This window comes from Rickettsia tillamookensis (genome assembly GCF_016743795.2).
GTDB classification, from domain to species: domain Bacteria; phylum Pseudomonadota; class Alphaproteobacteria; order Rickettsiales; family Rickettsiaceae; genus Rickettsia; species Rickettsia tillamookensis.
This window is the reverse complement of record NZ_CP060138.2, coordinates 748,095-770,774: the sequence shown is the minus strand read 5'-3', so window position 1 is coordinate 770,774 and position 22,680 is coordinate 748,095. Positions and strand designations below refer to the sequence as shown.

Sequence of the window (22,680 nt, the reverse complement as noted above, 5' to 3'; positions counted from 1 at the left end):
ATTTATATCAGCATCAAAGCGGGACTTTCTATAAACTTCTTAAATGCTGCCAAAAACTCAGCACCGACTGCTCCGTCTACTACTCGATGATCGGCAGAAAGAGTTACGTCCATAATTGTTGCTATAATTACTTTATCATTCTTGACTATAGCACGTTTTGCACTAGCTCCGACGCCCATTATACAACTTTGCGGTGGGTTAATTATAGCATTGAAATTCTTAATACCGTACATACCGAGGTTAGAAATGGTAAACCCTCCGCCCTGAAATTCTTCAGGAGTTAATTTATTATCTTTTGCTTTCTTTATTAATTCTTTCATTTCACGAGATAGCTCTATAATGTTTTTTTGATTGGCATTTTTAACTATCGGCGTAACAAGCCCGTTCTCAATCGCTACCGCTACTGAAATATCGACATTATTGTAATATCTAATTGCATCTTCTCCCCAGCTAGCATTGGCATTTGGTACTTCTTGTAAAGCTTTGGCTACTGCTAAAATAATAAAATCATTAACCGATATCCTTGTTGATTTATCTTCAGAAAAAGATTTATTAATGTCTTCTCTTATATCTAACAATTTATCGACATTACAGTCTATAGATAAATAAAAATGTGGAACTGTTTGTTTAGATTCAAGCAGACGCTTAGCTATAATCTTGCGGATATTATTATTTGGTACTAAACGATATTCTTCAGGATTTCTACTAACTATTTTATTATGAACAGTGTTAGGAGTATATGATAAGATATCTTGTTTGACTATTCTACCGTGCGGACCGCTACCTTTCACGCTCTCAAGTCTAATATTTCCCATTTTTGCAAGTCTTTTTGCAAGAGGTGAGGCGAATATTTTACTAGCATCATGTTTTATAACTGCTACCTGTTCTTCTACCTTAGCTATATTCTCGTGGGGTTTTGGAAGGTTAGCATCTGTTTTCGGTGACGGTGATACACTATTATTTTTTGCAATAAACGCATCAATGTCCGCTTTTTCTTCTCCCTCTTCACTTAACACGGCAATTAAAGAGTTAACAGGTACATTTTGACTATTTTGTGGGATAACTATTTTGGCAAGTATACCTTCGTCTACTGCTTCTACTTCCATCGTTGCTTTATCGGTTTCAATTTCGGCAATTACTTCCCCGGGATTAACTTTATCCCCTTCTTTTTTTAACCACCTAGCTAGATTTCCTTCCGTCATAGTTGGAGATAAAGCAGGCATTAAAATTTTAATCGGCATAATTTGTTTTTAGTTTTTATTATTGTTTAGTTGTGGTAGGTATTTTTTATCGTCATTGCGAGGAGAAGCGTAGCATCGACATGGCAATCTCAGACCTTTAGCACGAGATTGCTTCGTCAAAATTTTCAATTTTTCCTCGCAATGACGATTCAGTATCCACGCATCACAATGACAACTTGAGTAGATATCACACCTTAATATCAGGGCTAACTATCATTATCATCTGCTTACCTTCCATTTTAGCATGCTGATCGATTTTAATGAGTCCTTCGAGCCCTACTTCTATACGTTTAAATAGTTCTTGACCGACTTCTTTATGAAGAATCTCTCGTCCCTTAAACCATAAAGAAATTTTTACTTTATCTCCGTCTTTTAAAAATTCTTTTATTTTTCTTAGTTTAGTTTCAAAATCACCTATACTAATATTAGGTTTAAATTTCATTTCTTTAAGTACGACGATTTTTTGCTTTTTGCGTGCTTCATGCAAACGCTTTTTGCTTTCGTACTTAAACTTACCAAAATCTAGAATTTTACAGACAGGGGGTACAGCATTCGGTGATATCTCGACTAAGTCAAGGCTGGCTCTTTCCGCCATATCTAATGCTTCTCTAATATTTACGACGCCGTGCATTTCGCCGTTTTCGCCTACTAGACGAACTTCTCTAGCTCTGATTTCTCTATTAGCCTTAGGAAAATTATTTTTAGAAATAAAATTTCTCCGTATTATGTTTATAAATAAATATATATTGCATTTAACTTATTTTATTTAAAATTACAAGTAAATAAAATATTTTATCTTTAATTTTATTTAGAAAGTTTTAAAAAAAATTGAAACTACAAGGCAAATTCCAAATATTAATAAACAGATTCGTGTTAATTTAGCGACTCTTTCCTGTATTTTTAAGTTTTTTAGGTCTATAGCATGCTTATGAGCTTGTTCTTTTTGTGCCATATGCATTAATTCCTGTAAAGTACCGGGATAAATATTCTCATACTCACTGATTAAATCAATTGGCGGTAATATATGTTCAAATTTTTTACGGTAAAAATTATTATCAGGCTCATTGACACTAAAAGTCTTAGCATAACCTTTATTTAATCTATTATTTTTGTTAAAAAAACGTTTAGTCTCTTTCATATTCCTTTTTTATTTTTTGAAATGTATATAATATATTACTTTCAACTATTTTAAAATAATCAATTAATTGCGTTTCTTTTTTTGCTGTTGTTTGGAGCTTTTCATATTTATTATATTCTTTAGCTCTGCATATACTAGTTTTATAAAACTTTGTTTCATTGATTATACTAAATTTATAAAATCTTTTTTTGGTATTAGCGGTTCGCCCCTAAAATTTATAGCATTATTAAATTTATTGCAACAGCTTATAAAATTTTTATCACATCCGGCAATAATTTTTACTTCCTCGGCATCTTTGGCAGCATCCGGTATAATATCCTCTAATATAATCAAATCACCGAAATTACTTAGAACTTTACTGTTAAAACGATTTTCGCCGAATATAATTTGACCGCCGTTATAATAGCCGTTTTCTTTATCTAAATCTAGTATTCTTAAACTTTCCTTGAGCATTTCTTTAACCTTATATATGCCGCTATATAAAGCTTTATCTATTTTGCATTTACTATCTCCAAAAACTGCTCTACATGTTTTGCTATATCGATTAATTACAGTCTGATTATATTTTACTGTTTCGGGTTTTAAATGTATTTTAAAGTTTAAATCGTATTTTGTATATAAAGTGCAATAATATGTAACGAAATGTTCAAAAAGCTTGTCAGTATATATTATTATTTTAACAATAGCATTATTTAAATCCATTGCCGTCGTAATGCCGTTTTCTTCAAAAATACCTTCAATGATTATATGGTTTTGTGCGGAATCGTTAAATTCTGCTTCTTTTAAATCTAAACCGGAATTTGGTAAAAAAACTCTCTCTTCATTTTTTATAGCATAGTCATTATTTGTTAAGTTTAATTCCTCACCGCTAGCTAGCTTAATTTGAAAACAATAAACAAAATTTGTAAGCTTTGTAATTACTTCTTCAATATTATTAGATGATAAAATACTCATATATATTCCTGATAAATAATAAAGCAGATAGACGAAGTTTAATTTGGAAAAGAGCAAGGCACTTTGAAGCTTATAACCGCAGCGTATATATAATACGTGAGGATTATAAGCGAGAAGTAACGCCGCCAATTTTTCAAATTAAACGAGTATAGCTACCTCCACTAACTCTATGTTGGATAATTCTATAGAACCGTCATTACAATAAGAATATTCAAAACTATCTATACTAAATCTAACTGCTACGTCAAAAGTAAAATCAGCAGTTAAAATTACATCTTGACCTAAGGGGCTTGGTAAGGTCACTATACCATCGTTGTAATCTACAATGCCCATAGCTCTTACATTATTAATATATAGAATTACACTATTATTAACCGGTTTAGTGATAACTCGTTCGTAAGGAGCAATAGAATCGCTATATATATTCTTTAGCTGAAATTTATTTAAATTGTCGTCACCCTTAGCAATCATTCCGTTCGTTACTTTATAATCGGCATAATCCCTAAACCTAAAAGCAAAATTACTTCCACGTCTTGCTTTAAAAAAGCTATTAAACTGCTCAAATTCAGAGCTACTTAATCTAGCATTTTTGATTAAATATTTTTGGCAACCGTAATTGCGGTCTAAATGTCTTGCTTCTCTACCTGATTTAGTTATAGCGTGAGAAGTAGAAAATTCCGTCTTTCCGACCGCAAAACTTTCAATAAATTCCGGCATACGTATATCGTGAAAATTCATAAGATACCTGGGCTATTATTTAAAAAGAATAAGATCACTTTTAATTAAAGAGCGAAAATCTTCATTCATATCTATATTCCATCTTTTTATATCTATATGTATTGATATATCAGATTCTTGCAAAGCATCCTGGATTTCAAACAGCATATCATCGCTAATATTATCCATAATACAAAGATCAAGATCGGAGAATTTTTTATGATTATCTTTAACCCTTGAACCGTAAGCATAAAACTTATAAGGATATTTACTTAATATGGTGTGCAATATTAACAAATCTTGCTTTTCAATCTGAACCACTATATTTCTCCAAATTTTTTATAAGTTCATCCACAGCATCGGCAAAATCATCAAAAATACTAATTACTAGTTCTACGTTTTTTTCATTATAAGTATGAACAGTAATATTACGAATCTCTATAAACTTAAACCATCGTGTTGGGTCTGAAATCAACCCGCTAACCGCTGCTTCCCGAAATACATCCTTTAAAATATAAGGTGTTTTGCCGGATTTTTCACAAAAGCGTTTCATCATTTTCCATGCCACTTCATAGCAAAACTCAAAAGCCTGAATACTTCCTGCTTTATTCTGCTCAGTATCTAAATGTTTACGAAACTCTTCAAATTTCTTTCTTGATTTTAATAGGCTACTTATATCCAGCCCTGCGATTAAATGCATTTTATACTCCTATTTTTTGTTTTAATAACATTAACTAATGTCACATTTTTCGTCATTGCGAGGAAATTAAGAAGTAATTAACGAAGCAATCCAGTAAAAAATGCTATAAATTAGTATTTTTTTATTATTTTTGCTGGATTGCCTCGTCGCCTACGGCTCCTCGCAATGACAATTAGGTATCTACGCAGACAATGCTGAACTAAGTATGACACCTAGAACCTTTCAACAATGTCTGATAATTCATTACCAGTTTTGTACTGACTAAGTCTTTGCTAGTTTGAAATTCTATTTTATTTACTTTTATACCTGCAACATTTTCAAATGAGTGATGCTCTATTTTATCGCTTATTTTACTAGCAAGGCTTAGAGCAATATTACGATTTTTATCATTAGTAAAGATACATATTTCAAATTCCAACTGCATTATATTTTGTACATTAGTCGATATATTATTAACATTTAATATATTAACAAGCAAAAATGGACATTTTGCATCCTGAACAACGGAAAAATATATTTTATTAATTTTAGTTTTTATTTCATTATCGTTTATAAGTAATTTATACAAACTTAACTGAAAATTATAGATAAAATCATGATACATAAATTTCCAACGCTATTATATTTAAAAATTTGCTTTTTTCTTCAACATTAATAATCCGTTTAATTTCAAATTCCCGTTCTTTAAATAAAATACGCATTTTAGTAGTGACATTTTTAATAAATCTTATTCTAAATAAAAAATATCCTTCCGTTATTATATGTCCAAAGCTTATATTTTCTAGAGCAAGAAATTTGCTATCGCATAACGGTTTGATTTCGGCATAGCTTGTTAATTTCTCTACCCATCTATCCTCCTCCATCCCCTCTCCCGCAATATTTTCTAAAAATTTAATTTGATGCTGAAAATTTTTCACTACTGTTTTTGTCATTTTATTACCTTTTAAATTAAGTAAGGGGTCATGCCGTGGCTTGTCCACGGCATCCAGTCTTTTTATCAGGTTATTTAACTGGATACCGTGGACAAGCCACGGTATGACAATAAATGCCATATTCCCTAAATTTGTATATTCCTATATGGCAAATATAAATTTTTTACCTCTTTGGAAAGCCCGATACAATTCGTAGCTTGACGGTCATACATTTCGGCAATATGTAGCATAATCCCATGTTTTATAGCATGCGGAATATTATTTTTATCGTAACCGCTTATATATTCTACCGTCAGCTCTTCATTACTTAATGCTTTACTTAGAGTTAAAAGATTCTGCTCAATCGCATAATCATATGCCGATAAGTCATTTTCTTGGTCTTTAAATTTTTTCTTTATGTTTGTTATTTTTAGTAATGGGTTATATTTAAATAAAAACTCTTTTTTTCCTGAAATATTACAAATAAACTTGATTTGTTTTGAGATAAAATTTAGCTTAGTAAAATTCTCTGCTGCTGTGATTGCCGCATCAATTAATCCGACTATTAAATTATCGTCATAACTAGCCTCCACCCGCATATAATTTTTTACCTGCTCTAAACTCCACACTTCTTGCGGAAATATTTTTATGATTTGAAAATTGTTTTTTTTGAACATAAGAAATCCTCGATATCATACTAATACGGCTTTAATTAGATAGACGAAGTTTAATTTGGAAAAGAGCAAGGCGTTTTATATTTTTTGACCGCAGCGTACATAAAACGTACGTGAGGATCAAAAAATATAAAACAACGACGCCAATTTTTCAAATTAAACGAGTATATCTAATTAAAAACACCAATCTTAATAGCTTCTTGATTTACTACATCACCCCCTACTCTTTTTACGGCATAAAACTTTACAAAAGGCTTTTCAGTATAAGGATCACGCATTATATTAATACCGCTTCTATCTACTATTTTATAGGCTGTTTTAAAGTCACCTATCGCTATAGCATTTCCCTTTTTATCTAGAGGAGGCATATCGGAGCTACAAACTACCGGTATTCCAAATACTGTTTGCTTAAACGAATCTGATAGTGATTGCTGCCAAATAAAACGCCCTTGATTATCTTTAAGCTTCTGTACTTCGGACAAAGTAATACGATTCATTAGCAAAGTTGCATTTGTTAAATATTCTTCTTTAAGCGAATTTATAAAATCAAGCAGCCCATCGGCGGTAATTTTATTACCCATCTTAACTTTCTCGATTTTATCATGGTCAGGCGATAAAATACCTCTGGTTTTTTTTATACCGTCACCATTTATAAACGCATTATTTTCCATTTTAACGAAACTATCACGCAATCTTTCACCTAACCAATTTTCGACTCTGATAGTCGCATCATCAAGTAGTGCTTGGCTAGCTTTCGGCTGTGCATATAGCTCATGAACAAAAATACGCTGTTGCTTTAACTTCGCTGCCGGAGTTTCTTCTCGTGCTTCTACCTCCCCAATCCAGCCACTACTAAATTTACCGTCCTCGCTTATTATATCAAGGGCATTTGTAGAAATCGTTTCAATCGAAGCAAGTCCTCTCATTGGCGATCTAGCATTTATTTCGGTGATAATACTGTTATATAAAGTCTGTAATATTAAAACGCCGCCTGCTTCAGTACTACTATTTAGGGATGATTTTTGCATAAGCCCGGTATCTTCGCCTTTACGTACATAATTAATGAAAGCTGTTTTCTGTTCCTGTTCTTCTATATTTACACTATTTGGTCTTTCTAAAATATTTTGCATATTATATAGCTTTTCCTCTAACTCATTGATTTTATCGTTATATTCTATTTCTTGTCCTTTAGTGATATATAAGATTTTAGCACTCTGATTAGCAGGAAAAGTAACAATACTTATCTCTAAAAGCTCTGCTTCGGTAATTACTCTCTGCCTTGCATCATTATAAACCGAGTTTTTTATATAAAAGCCTATAGATAATCCATCTATTGCTCCTTGCTTTATTAGCTCTATCGCTTCTACTCCTGCTTTGACTTTATTATTTATCACTGCTTCCATTTTTAAACCGTGGTCATCTTCAGCCAAATGAGTAATAATTCCTATAGGTTTTTTACTGTCATGTTGCCAAAGAAATTTTACGTTATGGTGAGAAGCATTTGCAAAAGCTCCTTTAGAAATTAAATCGTTATGATGATCGGCAATATTATAAACACTCGCATAGCCGATAATTACTACCTCATTATCGGTTACGGACTTTATTTCCATATTGTCGAAAGTTTGATTGCTGTAGATTATTTTTTTCATATATTTATTACCTATTTTCCGTTGTCACCCCATGGCTTGACCGGCTTTGTTGCATGGCTCAAAAAACCCGCTCGGTGTCATACCGTGGCTTGTCCACGGTATCCAGTAAAACAACTAAAAATACTAATATTAGTATTTTTAACTGGATCCCGTGAATAAATCACGGGATGACAAAGGCGAGGCTGAGCCATGCAACAACGCTGGCTTGTACTTGTGGGGTCCATTAAGATAATATAACTGAAAAAATGCTAGCACTAAGAGGTGGGGGGTTTTCCGTCATTGCGAGCGACTAAAAGGAGCGTGGCAATCTCATCAAATATCCTGAGATTGCTTCGTTAAAATTTTCAATTTTTCCTCGCAATGACGAAAAAACTAGACATAGAAAAAACATTCAAGATATCAAACATTTACTATCATCAGTAGATTTTGTACCCATCAAAGGTACTTCTTCAAGTTTTTCGGCTTCTTCTTCCGGCATTTCAAAAGATAATAATGTTGAATAGGAATATTCAAATTTACAAAAATGCCATACTTTATTAAATTGCTCATTGCAGTCTTTAATAATTTTTTTTTAATCTCATCACCTATGTATTTAAAATGACGATGATAAAATAACATATTAGAAGTAATAGTAATAGCGATACTATCTAGCTGTTTTTCTAAACATTTAGTATTAGTAATCATTCTTAAAGAAATATTTTGGCATGATTTATATCCAAGTTTTTGACCTATTAAAATAATATAATCACCAAAAACTAAATCCGGTAAAATATCGTAAATAGTACCGCTATAATAAAGCTGAGATAGAGGCAATATCGCCTCTTCTTCACCAAGTAACATCGCACAGGTTAAATTTTCTACTGCTGACTCAAACAATAGATTAACTGCTTTTTTAGTATAGGAAGGCCATTTATCGTGAAAAGCAAAAAATATTTCTTGTTGTCTTAAACCTTCCTTAAGCAATTGATTTATCGGTGATAGATAAAAGATTTTATTGTTTTTCAAGATATATACCACAATATATTACATCGTTAAACAAGTACATCCACTGCTATCATGTTTGTTATAATAGTTGTCTTGACCAAGTGTTAGAATTTGGTCATTTGGTGCATCATGAATGATAGAGCTTGAAGGGATATAACTAGTTGAGCGTTTTATTTCGCCATTAGTATCTTGTGTTTTAGTAGTGTGGTTAATATTAGTATTTGGCAGTGGTGCTGAAACAGTAGAGATAGGCGAAAATGTTGATTCTGGAATACAGAGTATATCTGTTAAATTAGTATTCATTAGATGTTTATTGAAAGCAAATTCAGCATTACTTTTCATTATATCATTAATGCCCATTTGATATATACCTTTGGTATTTAAAATAGAATTAGCACAAACGGTAGTTAATTTTTTAAACTCTTCTGATAAAGCATTATCACTTTTATAGGAAGTATTTGTACATTTAATAGAATCAAGTTTCTTCCCTATTTCTAGGATAAAATCTCCTTTAGTATAATTTTTTTCTACCAACCAGCCATTATAATAAAACTGAGCAAAATAGTAAGCTGCATCTCCTTGACCACAAACTAACGCCTCTTTTAATTCTTTATGCAATTCAATTATAATGTCTATATTATCGTTTGTTATTATTAGTATATTGCTTCCTGAATTTGTAAGAGGCATTTCAACATTTTGTAAATAATCTGATAATGCTTCTTGTAACATTTCAAAAGAAGTGAGTAGTTTCTTTTCTATTTGTTTATTTTTCTTTTTTATCATTAAATTTCATCCCTTTATTTTTTTAAGATATTGTACAAAAATCTGTACCATCACCGAGTGGAGGATAGTCAAAATCACTTGTTTTATTACATTTTATATCCATTTCATCTCGTATAGTGCCCTTATAAACGTATTTAGATTTAGATGTTATATGAGTTTTAAACTGCTCGGTATTCTTTAAATTTTGATCTATAGCTTTATGAATCTCTAGACTAGTAAATTTCATTGGATTTTTTAGACACTCAAAATCAATTTCATCAATAATTAGGCGATAATTAGCCGGCAATTTTTCACTAACCCCTTTCATCACTGTTTTTAAATTAGTAAGTACTAAACATTTAGGCGTTGGATTGTTAAGCCAATCTACTTTTATTTTTTTAATAATTTGAGTATTTATTATACCCCTATCCAGCTCAGATATAGGAAATTTACGAATATTAACTATACTTAAATCTTTTTCAGATAATTGTCGTACAGTATCTATAAAGTTATTTAGTTTAATTAAGCTTGCTTTATCATTTACAAAGCTATTTTCTTGATTATACAATATACTTAGCTGCTCTAAAGCCTTTATACTCCCTAAAAGCATAGCACCTTGAAAATACAATATAGAGTTTGTATATAATTCTTGTTGCTTAGAAATCTCTTTTTCCAGTAAAGCTTCTTGATAAGATTCGTTACCTTTTTTATATAAATATTCAGGGGTTAATATTATAGTTTCTTGATCATAAGTGATTTGTTTCATAATCTATATCCCTATAATATTTTATCAAAATTATCTTCTAAGGTTATTATTTTAACCTCATTTTCGTCGTCCATTAAGCATACAAGTTTTGAATATTCTATTGGTACATATATACATGGGAGGCTATCAAGAGTGAGATTAAAATCGTCGATAATTTTATCCTCGTTAGCTGCAAAAGGATTTTCACTATTTTTCTTTTGACATATTTTAATAGTGTTTACTTGAGCAACAACACTCGGTTTGAGAAATTTTTCATCAATATCTATTGACAATAAAGAAGTTTTTATACATTTTTCATTCTTAAATTCTCTTCCGACTAAGACCATAATATCTCTAAATTTGGTTATATTTATATTTTGAAGTTCATACTTAGGAATTTTTTTTATTGCTGCATCATATAGTTCTAATAATCCTTCACATGCGTTATTATTACCGGTAAATAAGGCACATTTAAAAGTTTTTTCGGTTTTGTGAAAATCTTGCATTAATGTACGGATATTATCAGAAGAAAGTTTTTTAAATTCGTTTAATTGCTCATATGCATTTTGTAAAAATGCTTGAGACCTAGAGTTTGGAGTACTATTCTCTTGGGGCATATTAATATTACCTTGTTAAATTAGAGCTTAAGTAGAAGTTAACAAAAATTAAATCTACAATTTAAATTTAGTAATATTTTTGCTAAAAGAAAAGTTCGGCAGTGGAAAAAGAGATTATTTTTTTGGAAGGTAGTTGCAATATTATTCTGCCGGTACTATCGATATCTTTAAAAAGACCAGTTACTATATCATTTTGATATTTAACGCTAATATTTTCATGTAACTTATAAGCATGTTCTAACCATTTTTTTCTAATAAAAGAAAAACCGTTATTATGCCAAATTTGATAATATTTTTCAAAATTCTCTATTAATTTTTCAAGTAAAGCTTGCGGCTCTATAGGTGGTAGATTTTCGCTCACTAAACAAGTAGTAGGCTGATCAATATTATCAGGGTGGTAGGTGATATTAATCCCTATACCGATAATAAGGTAATAATTATTTTCTACTTTAACAGATTCAAGAAGTATACCGGCAATTTTCCGACCGTTAACTAAAACATCATTGGGCCATTTTAGCCTTATGTCATTCCCGCAAAAGCGGGAATCCATTTCTTTTAAAAATTTTTCTGGATTCCCGCTTTTGCGGGAATGACATAGAGAGCCACGGGATGACATAGTCAACAATTCTATACTCTCATAAACAGCAAGTGCTGCAACAAAGGATAATTGCGGTAATAATTCTAGCTCTTTATCAGGCTTTATTAGTAAACTTACATGTAAGTTACCTACCCTAGACTGCCAGTTTTTACCGCTTCTTCCTCGTGCTTTGGTTTGAGATTTAGCAAGTACTGCATAGTTTGAATCAATTAGTCCGCTTTTAGCAGTTCTCATAGCCTCAGAGCTTGTACTGTCTATTTCATCAAAAACAATTAGTTTAAATTTACCGATATTCATTTTTAGGATTAATGTTGTTGAAACTGATGTCATTCCTGCGAAAGCAGGAATCCAAAAAAATCATTTAATATTGAAAAAATAAACCTAAAAAAACAAGTTTTTTGTAGGTTTTACTGGATTCCCGCCTTTGCGGGAATGACATAGAACCATATAACACCACCTAATTCACCCCCTACTTGCATGACTTCTGGCTACACTATGTTTGCTTTGAATTTTTGGTGCTTCGCTTTTACTTTTAGTTATAAAGCTTTCTAAATCTTGTTTAGTAAATTTAAACTTAGCAATATTTTCATCAAAGGTTTTAGTTTTATCAAATCGTACATCTTTATTTTTGTCTATTCCAAGTACCTCAATGAAACTATCTTTTATTTTACTTGAAGCAGCAGGATCGTTTAAGGTATACAGCAAAGCTTTCAATGAGTTTGTATCGGTTTTTAATGTATTATTACGACTAGTTGCAGCAATAATTACATATTCTTTAAGCTTTTCATTTAATTCTTTTTCGTTTAATGCTCCGGTTTTACAAAATGATAATAACATTTTTGCTTTATCATCATGATTTTCAATAACTCCTTCTTGCCATTTAGAAGTATTATTTTCTTTTGACGGAATAAACATTTCTAATAATTTAGTTCCAAATGTTTTATGTAGATTTTTATTATCATAAACTTCATAAACATTTAGTAGAAATTTTTGATGGTCAAATGTTTTATCTGCTTCTTTGCCAAGGTCATGATTATTCAAATGTTCTCTAGTTTGACAATATCCTTTAATATGCAAATAATCAGAATATTTTTGTGCATCTTTGAAATCCAAAGTATCTATTCCGGCAGTATCTAAAACAACAGTGTTTAAAGCATTTTCACGTAACTGCTCATTAGTTTCTCTTAGAGTTTCGGTATATTTAAATTTTCCTCCTACTTTTGCAAGAGTCTTAAATAATACATCAGCTAAAAACTTTACGATATCACTTGGGCTTTCAAATTTTTTTGCACTATATATAGCAATATTTGCATCAGCTTCCATACCCGTGCCAAAAGCCATAGCTAGAGTTCTACCTTGCTTTTTAGCTAAGGTAATTTCTTCCATATTATCAGTTACTTCTTTTATATCAAATTCCGGTTCATTGCCTTTAAAATATTTTGTCGGTATATTATCTCTATATCCGCCGTCAACATATTTTTTACCATCAATTTCTACCGGCTCAAAAACAAGCGGAATAGATGCAGAAGCACGGCAAGCTAAAGCAATTTCAATATTTGGCGTATCAAAGCTATTGAAAATAGTTAGTTCGCTTGTCTCTTGCTGAGTTGCCGTAATTACTAAATCCTTATACTGCACTGGATCGTATTTTCGCAGTAACGCTATATCTTTAAAATATATCTTACCGTTTTCTTGGTATCTTTCTCTTAATTCATCAAGAGCTTCATCACCTTTAACATTTACTATATCTGATCTTTGTAAAAAATTTCCTATATTTTCTTTAATAACAAGTTCTAATAAATCATATAAAGGTTTACCATCTTTATTTAACTGTACTATACCCGCAGAAAATCCTTTTTTTCCAAGCAAAGTTTGTAAATTTGTATTTTTAGAAATTTCTTCAAATCGCTCAGACGGTGTTCCAAGAGCTACCACTGCTGCAGTTATAGCACCGGCGGAAGAACCGGCTACCGCCTTGACATTATCTAAAATACCGGCTTTTTTAGCTGCTTCATAAGCTCCGGAATATATTGCTCCCTTAGCTCCCCCTCCACTAAAAGCTATATATTTAATAGGAGCTTTCTGTGCTTGTTCTAACTCCTGCAATGTTTTTGTTTGATTGCTAGAAGACTTTTGAATTTTTTTTAGGTCTTCTAACTCCTCTGGTGTATCAGATTGCTCATTAACTAAAGGAGTTTTTGACTCTTGCTTCAGATTATTAATAATAGGATGTTTTCTTACCTTTATATCAGCCATAGTTTTATTTTATTAAGTTATCTTCTACAAACTTCCAGTTAATCATATGCTTAATAAATATGTCAACATAATCAGGTCGTTTGTTACGATAATCAATATAATAAGCATGTTCCCATACATCACATGCAAGAAGCGGCTTCATACCGTTTGCTATAGGCGTACCGGCATTAGCGGTTTTTATAATTTGTAGCCTATTATCGTGATATACAAGCCATGCCCAGCCGCTACCGAACTGCCCTACGGCCTCTTGCTTAAACTGTTCGCAAAATCCTTCAAAACTACCGAAATCTTTATTAATTTGTTCTAATATTTTACCGCTTGGCTTACCTCCGCCCTGCGGCTTTATTGAATGCAAAAAAAAACTATGATTCCATATTTGGGCTGCGTTATTAAAAATAGCTGCATTTGAGTTTTGAGATGACCATTCTATTATTTCTTCTAAATCTTTTTTTTGTAATTCTTCTTTATCTTTGAGTAAATTGTTTAGATTTTGTACATAAGCATTATGATGTTTACCATGATGATAATCAAAAGTCTCGGGAGTAAAATGTGGTTTAAAACTCTCTTTGTCATAAGGTAAATCAGGTAAGATAAAAGGATATGAGGTTTGATTAGATTTGTTGCAATAGGTCATGTTATTTTCTCCTAGGTTGGTTTTATATATTTATAGCGAGAATCAATACGTCATTGCGAAAAAAAATTGAAAATTTTGACGAAGCAATCTCAGGAGTACTATTTCATGAGATTGCCACGCAGCCTACGGCTGCTCGCAATGACGTTTAACGCAGCAATTTATAAAAATCGGAAGCTAAATAAAGCGATCCGGTTATTATAATATTTGCTTTATTATCACCGTTTATCTTCTTTATATCACTAATCGCTTCTTCGAGTGAGTCGCTTTCGCTAAAATCAATCCCGCTCTTTCTGCCTTCCAAATTTATTGTTTCTGCACTATGGCTTAGTGGTTCGGATAAAACTTTAACACCGTAACCTTTAATTGTCAAACCCTTAAAGTAGGAGCAAAATTCCTCGATATTCCTATTTTTAGTCATACCGAGTATTAAATATATCGGTGATTTTAAATTATCACGAATCCAATTTGTCAAAACTTGAGCTCCGCTATTATTATGAGCTGCATCTACCCAAATTTGAACATTATCACCTATTAATTTAGAATATTTTTTCGGTTCTATTTTTTCGATTCTAGCCCGCCAAATAGTATTTTGCAGTCCTTTAGAGATAATTTCGTTGCTAATATTAAATTGTTTATTTATCAAACTTATTAAAGCAATAACGCTTGCAGCATTTATTAATTGATGATCACCAAGTAGCGAAGGAGTCGGAAACTCATAACTAAAATTTCGTGATGAATAAATAAACCCATTGTCCGTCTTTTTAATACCGTAATCATATTCATAACAAAAACTCGGTACTTCTAACTCTTCAGCCTTTGCAAATAATGTTTCATAAACTTCCAAAGCTTGCATACTTATAACGCAGGGAACGCAAGACTTCATAATACCAGCCTTCTCAACTGCTATTAGGGGTAATGTATTACCCAGCATATTCATATGATCATATGAAATAGGTGTAATTAAAGTAATTAACGGTCGTTCTACTATATTTGTTGCGTCTAACCGACCTCCTAGTCCCGTCTCTAAAATTAATATATCGGCTTTTGTTTTCTCAAATGCTAGAAATGCTGCTGCCGTAGTACCTTCAAAAAAGCTAGGCTCGATATTAAATTTTTCGCTTGCTACCCTCACCTCCTCACAAACCTGCCATAATTTGTTATCCGAGATTTTCTCACCTGCTACTATGATTCGTTCATTAAATTCTAATAAATGAGGAGATGTATAGCAATGTACCTTATAACCGGCAAGCGTAAAGATGCTTTTAAGCATAGCACTGCTTGAACCTTTACCGTTTGTACCTGCTATATGTATGACGGGAGGAAGTCTTAAATGAGGGTTACCTAAGGCTTTTAAAAGTCTTGCTATATTTTCAAGATCATATTTAATATTATTTTTCCAGGTCGGCACCGGAAAATGCGGCATTAGCATTTGTTACTTAGTTTTTTTCGTGAATAATAGAATAAGTTCCATCTCTGTCACCCCGTGGCTTGTCCACGGGGTCCAGTTAAAAATACTAATAGTCATTAGTATTTTTTATTATTTTTCTGGATGCCGTGGTCAAGCCACGGCATGACACCGAATATGCTTTTTGATCATAGGGCGAGGTTTGCCGTAATCTCCACTTAATACACAAACTACAATGTCGCCTTTTTTAATTTCTATTTTGTCCATTTATTAAATCCAATCTGTGTAATCTTGATTTTTTTCCCATTCTTCTTCTAATTTTTTTTGTTCCCTAGATAACAAAGATTGCCGTTTAACATCTTCTGCTTTTAATTGTTTAATACGTTCCTGTCCCTCGACAAATAAACGTACAGCTTCATTAATTAAATCGTTTGGACGACAATGTAATTCTGCAGCTATCAATGTAATTTTTTCACTTAAATTGGTTTCTAAGCGTATACTAGTTAAAGTGCTGTTTTTCATTTTATACCTACATAACAATAGACTTCTTGCATAACTTGCTTCTAAAGGTAATTTATACGTCGATCCGGTACTCGAGTCCTCACGTACTAAGTGTACGCTGCGGCTCTGCGTTCCGTGTCTCCTTTAAATTCCTCTTTATTAGCTACGTTATGCAAGAAGTCTAATATTGATAATATAGATTATAACATATTATATTATAATCTATACTACAACTTGCATTTCACTATAGTAAAATTTTGAAATTTACTCAAATGATTTCAAGAACCCTCATTTTATTTTGAAAGGTGAACACCCGCAGCCTATACTTAATAGGTGAGGATGTGAATCCTTGATAAAATGAAAGAGCAATTCTTGAAATCAGCAGAGTATTCATCGAGTTTTTGGTTTTACTACATTGATAAGTCCGATTAATAAGCCTGATTTAATTATTCCGGGTATTATAAAAGGTAATACACCAGCGTAAAATGCACCGCTTGGTCCTAAGAGTTTAGAAAGCCACATCCAACCAAAACTCATAATAATTATATTACCGATCAAACATAAAGATATCTGATTTAACAATTTATTAGAAGTAAAAATTTTATCTCTTAAGCTAGCCATAACATATACGGCAATTACAAAACCTGCTAGATATCCTGCGGTAGGACCGAATAATATTCGTAACCCGCTCGAAAACTCTCCAAATACAGGAATTCCCATTACTCCAATATATAAGATAATATAGTTAAAGGTGCAGTAGCTTTATTGTAGGTAAGTCCAATAAACATCACTGCAACGGTTTGCAATGAAATAAATATAGGCTTCATAGGTATTAATATTTGTGAACAAATAGTAAGTAATGCCACTCCTAAAACTATTTCTATTGCTTGCCTTTTGGTTAACGGTAGTGAGATTGAATTAAGTTGCATAAAATTACCTCATAATTTATTTTTAAGTAATTACACTAAATAGAATTATATAATGTTCTTGTCAATAATATAAAAATGAAAATTTATAATGATTTAGGAGTTTCAAAAGAAAGTATTAAGCATTGTGTGCATACCTTAAAACTTTATGCTCCAAAATATAAGGTAGATTATATTACTGCACAAGAAATTATAGACGAAAAGTGGTTTCAAAACACATTATTACTTATTTTACTTGGTGGAAGAGATTTATACTATGTACAAAAATTGCAAGGCAAAGGAAATGATAATATAAAAAATTATTTAAAAAATGGCGGTAATTTTCTTGGAATATGTGCCGGTAGTTATTATAGCGGCAATTATTTAGAATTTGCTAAAGGAACAAATATAGAGGTTATAGGTGAAAGAGAATTAAAGATTTTCAATGGAACGGTTAGAGGACCATTGCTTGCTCCTTACTACTATAATTCAAATAAAGGAGCAAGAGCCGCTTACCTAAATATAAATCCAACACTTAATTTAAATATTAAGGATTGTTATGCTTTTTATAATGGTGGTGGATATTTTGTTGATGCAGAAAATACTAAAGATACTGAAATAATAGCAAGTTATGAAGATAATAAACCTGCAATAATAAAATGTACTTACGGTGACGGGACAGCTATTTTAAGTGGAGTTCATCTCGAATATGAGCCTGCACTCATAAAAAATCAATCTCTTAATAATATTCGTAAAATACTAAAAGCTCATGATACGGAAAGAATCAAATTATTAAATTATATATTAGACTTCTTCATAAACTCGCTTATAGAGAGGAATTTGTAGGAAACACGCAGCACAGCACCGCAGCGTACATAGAAGTACGTGAGGATGCGAGCAGCGGATTGACGTACAAATTACCTCTAGAAGTAGAGTTTATGAAGAAGTATATTCAAAAATCTAAATCCGTATAATAGCTAGGAGGGGTAAAGCCAGGGATTCTATCTTGTAATAATAACCTAAAAGCCGGTCTTGATTTAATTAGTGAATACCAATGTTTGATAAGCGTCCATTTATCCCAATAAATCTCGCCGAAATAATCGAGTACCGATAAGTGACAGCTTGCGGCAATATCGGCAATAGTTAGTGAATCCGATACAAGATAACTTCTTTTTTCTAGTAAAGAAGTTATATATTCCAAATGATAATTCAAATTATTTTTTGCAGCGCGTAAAAACTCGGTTCGTGGGCTGCTCATTTTAGCAATTGATCTTATAACTTTTTCATCGATAATAATCTTAGTAACTTCACGATAAAACTTATCGTTAAACCAAAAAAATAATCGTCTAATTTCGCAACAAATATCAATATCTTCATCTAAAAAATTAAAATTCGGATATTTGCTATTAAGATATTCAACAAAAGGATAAATACCTACCACAAATAAGCCGTATGATTCTTCTAAAATGGGCAATGTTCCGGCAGGATTTATTTTTAAGAAATCTTTATTGAATTGCCAATAATCTTCTTTAATCGTAGTAAATTCTATATCTAATTCTTTTAAGAAGACACGAGCTTGTCTTGAAAGAGGACAAATAGGATAATGATATAACTTTTTCATTAAATTTGTGTCATAGTAAGTTCGGTGTGGCCTTGTTGTATGGCTCGAAAAGCCTGCTCGATGTCATACCGTGGTTTGTCCACGGTATCCAGTAAAACAACTAAAAATACTAATAATGTTAGTATTTTTAACTGGATCCCGTGAATAAATCACGGGATGACAATATGGTCTATAAGCCGGATTCTGTATGAATATAAATTCATTGCAGTTATTTATCTAGGATAAACGTTACCGTTTACCTCAAGCGATCTACCCGCATTACAAGCCGGCTAGAGATAACCCGGGAACTTGATAAGTTCTGTAACGCCTATTTGATCTTGCTCTTGGTGGGGTTTACCATGCGTAATTTGTTACCAACTTACCGGTACGCTCTTACCGCACCTTTTCACCCTTACCGAGTACTTACGTACAATTCGGCGGTATATTTTCTGTGGTACTTTCCCTAAAGTAATAATACTCTGCCGGATGTTAACCGGCACCATACCTCTATAGAGTCCGGACTTTCCTCGTGATTATATCATCACGCAACTGCACGACCGTTTAGAATTATGGTCAATTTTCTTAAATTAGTCAATAACATTTAGAAGAAGTTCAATTAACTTATTAAGTTCTGTGAAAGTTTTCTAATTGATTTGCTATTTTGAGATATTTTTTAGCGAAAATTAATAAGATTTTTTTTGAAAATTTGACTTTTGTACATAGAATATAAATTAAATTAATAAGTATAATAACAAATTTATTAACAAATTTAAAATTTCAACTATTTTATTAAAGATATTCTTAATTTAACATTGCTACTATTTTTTTCATACTGTATAAATATGTATTTAATGCTTCTAAACACATAAATTGTTAGCAAATTTTGATATATGATATGAAAAAATTAATTTATTATTTTGGCAGTAATGGTAGTGACGGAAACGCTAGCATGAAGAATGTACTCGGTAACAAAGGTGCAGGTCTTGCTGAAATGTCTAATCTAAAACTACCTATTCCTGATGGTTTTACAATAACTACGGAGCTATGTAATTACTTTTATACCCACAATAATAACTTTCCTAAAAATTTTCAAAATGACTTAAAAAAAGCTATCACCGAACTTGAAATAACTACCGGTAAAATTTTCGGCAGCACAAGCAATCCCCTATTATTATCAGTGCGTTCGGGTTCTACAGTTTCAATGCCTGGAATGATGGATACTATCCTTAATCTTGGAATGAATAACGAAGTGTGTAATGCTCTTGCGGATTCCTGTGGTGATAAACGATTTGCTCTTGATAGCTACAAAAGATTTCTAGAAATGTATGGTTCAACGGTATTATCTATACCTAGTGATCTATTTGAACAAATTTACGAAAAGCACAAGATTCAAGCCGATATTCATAAAGATAGTGATATTACCGTAGAATTATTAGAAAAAATTATTGAGGATTTCAAACGGTTGCATATTAAGTATACTAAGCAACTAATTAATGATCCTTATGAACAGTTAGAATCGGCAATTAAAGCGGTGCTACATTCTTGGATGAGTAATAGAGCGGTTATATATAGAAAAATCAATAATATTTCGGAAGGTTTCGGTACGGCTATTAATATACAAGCAATGGTTTTCGGTAATTTAGGTAAAACTTCAGCTACGGGAGTTGCTTTTACTAGATCACCTTCTACAGGAGAAAAAAAGCTCTTTGGAGAGTTTTTAATAAATGCTCAAGGTGAAGACATAGTATCGGGAACGAGAACACCTATGCCTATTATTGCAAATGATTCAAATTCTATGCAAGCAATGATGCCGGAAGTGTTTAAGGAATTATCACAAATTGCGAAAAAGCTTGAAGAACATTACTTAGATATGCAGGATATAGAATTTACTATAGAAAATAATAAGCTATATATCTTACAAACACGTACTGCAAAAAGAACAGCCATCGCTGCTATTAATATTGCCGTACAAATGGTAGAAGAAAAGCTTATTTCTAAAGAACAAGCCTTAATGCGAATCGATCCGGAATCATTAAATCAATTATTACATACAAGAATTGATTACAGTAAGGGGCTTACTTCTATTGCCGAAGGGTTACCTGCTTCTCCTGGGGCTGCAACAGGTATTGCGGTATTCTCACCTTATGATGCCGAAAAATTATCTCATCATCATAAAGTAATTTTAGTACGCCATGATACTAGCCCTGAGGATATTAACGGAATGCATGTTTCTTCAGGTATTTTAACTATTAGAGGGGGAATGACTTCACATGCCGCAGTTGTGGCAAGAGGTATGGGGAAGCCTTGTGTTTGCGGTACAAGTAATTTATCTATAGATGAGAAAAAGCAAATATTAACAGCAGGCGACATAGTTATTAAACAAGGTGATATTATAACGATTGATGGAGGTAGCGGCAAAATCTTCTTAGGTGAAATGCCGTTAATTCAACCTACTTTCAGTGAGGAATCAAAATTAATTTTAGATTGGGCAGACGAGATTAGTAGCTTAAAAGTTCGTGCAAATGCCGAAACAGTTAACGATGCTTTAGTATCTATAAAATTTGGGGCTCAAGGTATAGGTTTGTGTCGTAGCGAACATATGTTTTTTGATAAAAATAAAATTCCTTTAGTAAGGGAAATGATTATTGCTCCTGATATAGAACGTAGAAAGCTTGCCGTGCAGAAATTATTACCTCTGCAAACTGAGGATTTTAAAGCTTTATTCAGAGTAATGAAAGACAAACCGGTAAATATTAGATTACTTGATCCGCCGCTACATGAGTTTTTACCTACCACCGAAGAAGATAAAAAGAATTTGGCAAATAGCTTAAATCTACCGTTATCCATGATTAATCAACGTCTTCATGCTATGCATGAAGTAAATCCTATGCTCGGTCACCGTGGATGTAGACTTGGTATATGTTCACCGGAAATTTACCAAATGCAAATTGAGGCAATTTTTACGGCTATTTTTGAGCTACATAAAAAAGAACATATAGAATGTAACTTAGAACTAATGATTCCTTTAATTAGCAATGTAGCTGAAATAAAAAAGCTTAAAATGGATATTTATGAGGTAATAGAGGAATTAAAGCAACGTTATAGATATAAATTTTCCTTTACGCTCGGTACTATGATAGAACTACCAAGGGCAGCACTCGGCAGTAAGAAAATAGCTAAGGAAGTTGACTATTTTAGTTTTGGGACTAATGATTTAACTCAGACTACATACGGAATTTCTAGAGATGATATTGCATCTTTCCTCCCATATTATTTAGAAGAGAAGATTTTTGAATCCGATCCATTTACTACTCTAGATGAAGAAGGTGTAGGAGAATTAATTGAAGTTGCTATAAAACGAGGAAAAAGCAGCAATCCTAATTTGAAACTCGGAGCTTGCGGGGAACATGCAGGAAACCCTGCCTCTATAGAATTTTTTCATAAAATGAATTTAAACTATGTTTCTTGCTCTCCATACCGTATCCCTATAGCAAGAATCGCCGCAGCACAAGCTAAAATTAAACACGGGTGATAAAGGCATTGTTGCGAGCAGGCGTTGCCCGCATGAATCGGTAAAACACACTGTGTCATACCGTGGCTTGTCCACGGTATCCAGGAAAATAACTAAAAATATTTAGTATATTAGTATTTTTAACTAGACCCCGTGGACAAGCCACGGGGTGACAGGG

23 protein-coding genes, 1 other RNA gene and 3 pseudogenes are annotated in these 22,680 nt (G+C 32.2%); 3 read left to right on the top strand and 24 right to left on the bottom strand.

All coding sequences use genetic code 11. The annotated features are described in order from the left end of the window. Nucleotides 1-2: 2 nt before the first annotated feature. The 22 genes and pseudogenes from H6P87_RS03715 to H6P87_RS03610 form a co-directional block, all read right to left on the bottom strand. Complete coding sequence (locus H6P87_RS03715) at nucleotides 3-1,241, bottom strand: pyruvate dehydrogenase complex dihydrolipoamide acetyltransferase (protein WP_202068289.1); 1,239 nt, start codon at nucleotides 1,239-1,241, stop codon at nucleotides 3-5. Between the two features lie 187 nt (nucleotides 1,242-1,428). Next, nucleotides 1,429-1,914: a translation initiation factor IF-3 gene (gene infC, locus H6P87_RS03710; protein ID WP_246438114.1), complete on the bottom strand. Its 486-nt coding sequence runs from the start codon at nucleotides 1,912-1,914 to the stop codon at nucleotides 1,429-1,431. A gap of 135 nt (nucleotides 1,915-2,049) precedes the next feature. Beyond that, nucleotides 2,050-2,379, bottom strand: coding sequence for a DUF2335 domain-containing protein (locus H6P87_RS03705; RefSeq protein ID WP_202068287.1), 330 nt, complete (start codon nucleotides 2,377-2,379; stop codon nucleotides 2,050-2,052). 162 nt (nucleotides 2,380-2,541) lie between these two features. Next, on the bottom strand, nucleotides 2,542-3,333 hold the full coding sequence (locus H6P87_RS03700; protein ID WP_202068285.1) for a DUF2163 domain-containing protein: 792 nt from the start codon (nucleotides 3,331-3,333) through the stop codon (nucleotides 2,542-2,544). A 138-nt stretch (nucleotides 3,334-3,471) separates the two neighbouring features. Then, nucleotides 3,472-4,071: a phage distal tail protein, Rcc01695 family gene (locus tag H6P87_RS03695; protein WP_202068283.1), complete on the bottom strand. Its 600-nt coding sequence runs from the start codon at nucleotides 4,069-4,071 to the stop codon at nucleotides 3,472-3,474. Between the two features lie 15 nt (nucleotides 4,072-4,086). After that, on the bottom strand, nucleotides 4,087-4,371 hold the full coding sequence (locus H6P87_RS03690; protein ID WP_202068281.1) for a nucleotidyltransferase domain-containing protein: 285 nt from the start codon (nucleotides 4,369-4,371) through the stop codon (nucleotides 4,087-4,089). After that, nucleotides 4,358-4,750 carry an HI0074 family nucleotidyltransferase substrate-binding subunit gene (locus H6P87_RS03685; RefSeq protein ID WP_202068279.1) on the bottom strand — a complete coding sequence of 131 codons (393 nt, stop codon included), beginning with the start codon at nucleotides 4,748-4,750 and terminating at the stop codon, nucleotides 4,358-4,360. The genes H6P87_RS03690 and H6P87_RS03685 overlap by 14 nt, the downstream gene beginning before the upstream one ends. 199 nt (nucleotides 4,751-4,949) lie before the next feature. Continuing rightward, complete coding sequence (locus H6P87_RS03680) at nucleotides 4,950-5,354, bottom strand: hypothetical protein (RefSeq protein ID WP_202068277.1); 405 nt, start codon at nucleotides 5,352-5,354, stop codon at nucleotides 4,950-4,952. Further along, the gene (locus tag H6P87_RS03675) at nucleotides 5,344-5,802 is read right to left on the bottom strand and encodes a phage head closure protein (RefSeq protein ID WP_246437675.1); all 459 of its coding nucleotides are present in this window, start codon (nucleotides 5,800-5,802) and stop codon (nucleotides 5,344-5,346) included. The genes H6P87_RS03680 and H6P87_RS03675 overlap by 11 nt, the downstream gene beginning before the upstream one ends. Nucleotides 5,803-5,807: 5 nt before the next feature. Continuing rightward, nucleotides 5,808-6,338, bottom strand: a complete 531-nt coding sequence (locus H6P87_RS03670) for a head-tail connector protein (protein WP_202068275.1) — start codon at nucleotides 6,336-6,338, stop codon at nucleotides 5,808-5,810. A 167-nt stretch (nucleotides 6,339-6,505) separates the two neighbouring features. Next, nucleotides 6,506-7,984, bottom strand: a complete 1,479-nt coding sequence (locus H6P87_RS03665) for a phage major capsid protein (protein ID WP_202068273.1) — start codon at nucleotides 7,982-7,984, stop codon at nucleotides 6,506-6,508. A 435-nt stretch (nucleotides 7,985-8,419) separates the two neighbouring features. After that, a complete protein-coding gene (locus H6P87_RS03660; RefSeq protein WP_246437672.1) occupies nucleotides 8,420-8,989 on the bottom strand; it encodes a hypothetical protein in 570 nt (189 codons plus the stop codon). A gap of 18 nt (nucleotides 8,990-9,007) precedes the next feature. Beyond that, a complete protein-coding gene (locus H6P87_RS03655; protein WP_202068271.1) occupies nucleotides 9,008-9,751 on the bottom strand; it encodes a hypothetical protein in 744 nt (247 codons plus the stop codon). 22 nt (nucleotides 9,752-9,773) lie between these two features. Beyond that, nucleotides 9,774-10,496 carry a hypothetical protein gene (locus H6P87_RS03650; protein WP_202068269.1) on the bottom strand — a complete coding sequence of 241 codons (723 nt, stop codon included), beginning with the start codon at nucleotides 10,494-10,496 and terminating at the stop codon, nucleotides 9,774-9,776. An 11-nt stretch (nucleotides 10,497-10,507) separates the two neighbouring features. Next, complete coding sequence (locus H6P87_RS03645) at nucleotides 10,508-11,092, bottom strand: hypothetical protein (protein WP_246437669.1); 585 nt, start codon at nucleotides 11,090-11,092, stop codon at nucleotides 10,508-10,510. 82 nt (nucleotides 11,093-11,174) lie between these two features. Then, nucleotides 11,175-11,987, bottom strand: a complete 813-nt coding sequence (locus H6P87_RS03640) for a biotin--[acetyl-CoA-carboxylase] ligase (RefSeq protein WP_202070104.1) — start codon at nucleotides 11,985-11,987, stop codon at nucleotides 11,175-11,177. A 165-nt stretch (nucleotides 11,988-12,152) separates the two neighbouring features. Then, entirely contained in the window at nucleotides 12,153-13,946 is a 1,794-nt protein-coding gene (locus tag H6P87_RS03635; protein WP_202068267.1) for a patatin-like phospholipase family protein, read from the bottom strand. Between the two features lie 4 nt (nucleotides 13,947-13,950). Further along, nucleotides 13,951-14,580, bottom strand: coding sequence for a superoxide dismutase (locus H6P87_RS03630; RefSeq protein WP_202068265.1), 630 nt, complete (start codon nucleotides 14,578-14,580; stop codon nucleotides 13,951-13,953). 145 nt (nucleotides 14,581-14,725) lie between these two features. Next, nucleotides 14,726-16,009, bottom strand: a complete 1,284-nt coding sequence (locus tag H6P87_RS03625; protein ID WP_202068263.1) for a folylpolyglutamate synthase/dihydrofolate synthase family protein — start codon at nucleotides 16,007-16,009, stop codon at nucleotides 14,726-14,728. Nucleotides 16,010-16,255: 246 nt separating this feature from the next. Continuing rightward, entirely contained in the window at nucleotides 16,256-16,507 is a 252-nt protein-coding gene (locus H6P87_RS03620) for a hypothetical protein (protein ID WP_202068262.1), read from the bottom strand. Nucleotides 16,508-16,521: 14 nt separating this feature from the next. Further along, nucleotides 16,522-16,683 (bottom strand): annotated as a pseudogene (locus tag H6P87_RS03615) (palindromic element RPE1 domain-containing protein); the annotation flags it as partial. 193 nt (nucleotides 16,684-16,876) lie between these two features. Continuing rightward, nucleotides 16,877-17,415: pseudogene (locus tag H6P87_RS03610) on the bottom strand (biotin transporter BioY). Between the two features lie 75 nt (nucleotides 17,416-17,490). Between H6P87_RS03610 and H6P87_RS03605 the strand changes: the two are divergent. Further along, nucleotides 17,491-18,237, top strand: coding sequence for a BPL-N domain-containing protein (locus H6P87_RS03605; RefSeq protein ID WP_338050440.1), 747 nt, complete (start codon nucleotides 17,491-17,493; stop codon nucleotides 18,235-18,237). Then, a pseudogene (locus H6P87_RS07320) lies at nucleotides 18,180-18,335 on the top strand (palindromic element RPE1 domain-containing protein); the annotation flags it as partial. The gene H6P87_RS03605 and the pseudogene H6P87_RS07320, both read left to right, overlap by 58 nt. A gap of 8 nt (nucleotides 18,336-18,343) precedes the next feature. Here the strand turns inward: H6P87_RS07320 and H6P87_RS03600 are convergent. Both H6P87_RS03600 and rnpB read right to left on the bottom strand, forming a co-directional pair. Continuing rightward, on the bottom strand, nucleotides 18,344-19,012 hold the full coding sequence (locus tag H6P87_RS03600) for a glutathione S-transferase family protein (protein WP_011271066.1): 669 nt from the start codon (nucleotides 19,010-19,012) through the stop codon (nucleotides 18,344-18,346). A gap of 156 nt (nucleotides 19,013-19,168) precedes the next feature. Then, an RNA gene (gene rnpB, locus H6P87_RS03595) (RNase P RNA component class A) lies at nucleotides 19,169-19,556 on the bottom strand. Nucleotides 19,557-19,886: 330 nt separating this feature from the next. Here rnpB and ppdK point away from each other — a divergent pair. Next, entirely contained in the window at nucleotides 19,887-22,523 is a 2,637-nt protein-coding gene (gene ppdK / locus H6P87_RS03590; RefSeq protein WP_202068260.1) for a pyruvate, phosphate dikinase, read from the top strand. Nucleotides 22,524-22,680: the final 157 nt, after the last annotated feature.

Coding starts and splice junctions, on each gene's coding strand:
- H6P87_RS03630 (WP_202068265.1), bottom strand. CDS start 14,580: ATGACCTATTGCAACAAATCTAATCAAACCTCATATCCTTTTATCTTA.
- H6P87_RS03670 (WP_202068275.1), bottom strand. CDS start 6,338: ATGTTCAAAAAAAACAATTTTCAAATCATAAAAATATTTCCGCAAGAA.
- H6P87_RS03715 (WP_202068289.1), bottom strand. CDS start 1,241: ATGCCGATTAAAATTTTAATGCCTGCTTTATCTCCAACTATGACGGAA.
- H6P87_RS03645 (WP_246437669.1), bottom strand. CDS start 11,092: ATGCCCCAAGAGAATAGTACTCCAAACTCTAGGTCTCAAGCATTTTTA.
- H6P87_RS03620 (WP_202068262.1), bottom strand. CDS start 16,507: ATGAAAAACAGCACTTTAACTAGTATACGCTTAGAAACCAATTTAAGT.
- H6P87_RS03665 (WP_202068273.1), bottom strand. CDS start 7,984: ATGAAAAAAATAATCTACAGCAATCAAACTTTCGACAATATGGAAATA.
- H6P87_RS03625 (WP_202068263.1), bottom strand. CDS start 16,009: ATGCTAATGCCGCATTTTCCGGTGCCGACCTGGAAAAATAATATTAAA.
- H6P87_RS03680 (WP_202068277.1), bottom strand. CDS start 5,354: ATGTATCATGATTTTATCTATAATTTTCAGTTAAGTTTGTATAAATTA.
- H6P87_RS03650 (WP_202068269.1), bottom strand. CDS start 10,496: ATGAAACAAATCACTTATGATCAAGAAACTATAATATTAACCCCTGAA.
- H6P87_RS03605 (WP_338050440.1), top strand. CDS start 17,491: ATGAAAATTTATAATGATTTAGGAGTTTCAAAAGAAAGTATTAAGCAT.
- H6P87_RS03600 (WP_011271066.1), bottom strand. CDS start 19,012: ATGAAAAAGTTATATCATTATCCTATTTGTCCTCTTTCAAGACAAGCT.
- H6P87_RS03705 (WP_202068287.1), bottom strand. CDS start 2,379: ATGAAAGAGACTAAACGTTTTTTTAACAAAAATAATAGATTAAATAAA.
- ppdK (WP_202068260.1), top strand. CDS start 19,887: ATGAAAAAATTAATTTATTATTTTGGCAGTAATGGTAGTGACGGAAAC.
- H6P87_RS03655 (WP_202068271.1), bottom strand. CDS start 9,751: ATGATAAAAAAGAAAAATAAACAAATAGAAAAGAAACTACTCACTTCT.
- H6P87_RS03695 (WP_202068283.1), bottom strand. CDS start 4,071: ATGAATTTTCACGATATACGTATGCCGGAATTTATTGAAAGTTTTGCG.
- H6P87_RS03640 (WP_202070104.1), bottom strand. CDS start 11,987: ATGAATATCGGTAAATTTAAACTAATTGTTTTTGATGAAATAGACAGT.
- H6P87_RS03685 (WP_202068279.1), bottom strand. CDS start 4,750: ATGCATTTAATCGCAGGGCTGGATATAAGTAGCCTATTAAAATCAAGA.
- H6P87_RS03700 (WP_202068285.1), bottom strand. CDS start 3,333: ATGAGTATTTTATCATCTAATAATATTGAAGAAGTAATTACAAAGCTT.
- H6P87_RS03635 (WP_202068267.1), bottom strand. CDS start 13,946: ATGGCTGATATAAAGGTAAGAAAACATCCTATTATTAATAATCTGAAG.
- H6P87_RS03675 (WP_246437675.1), bottom strand. CDS start 5,802: ATGGCATTTATTGTCATACCGTGGCTTGTCCACGGTATCCAGTTAAAT.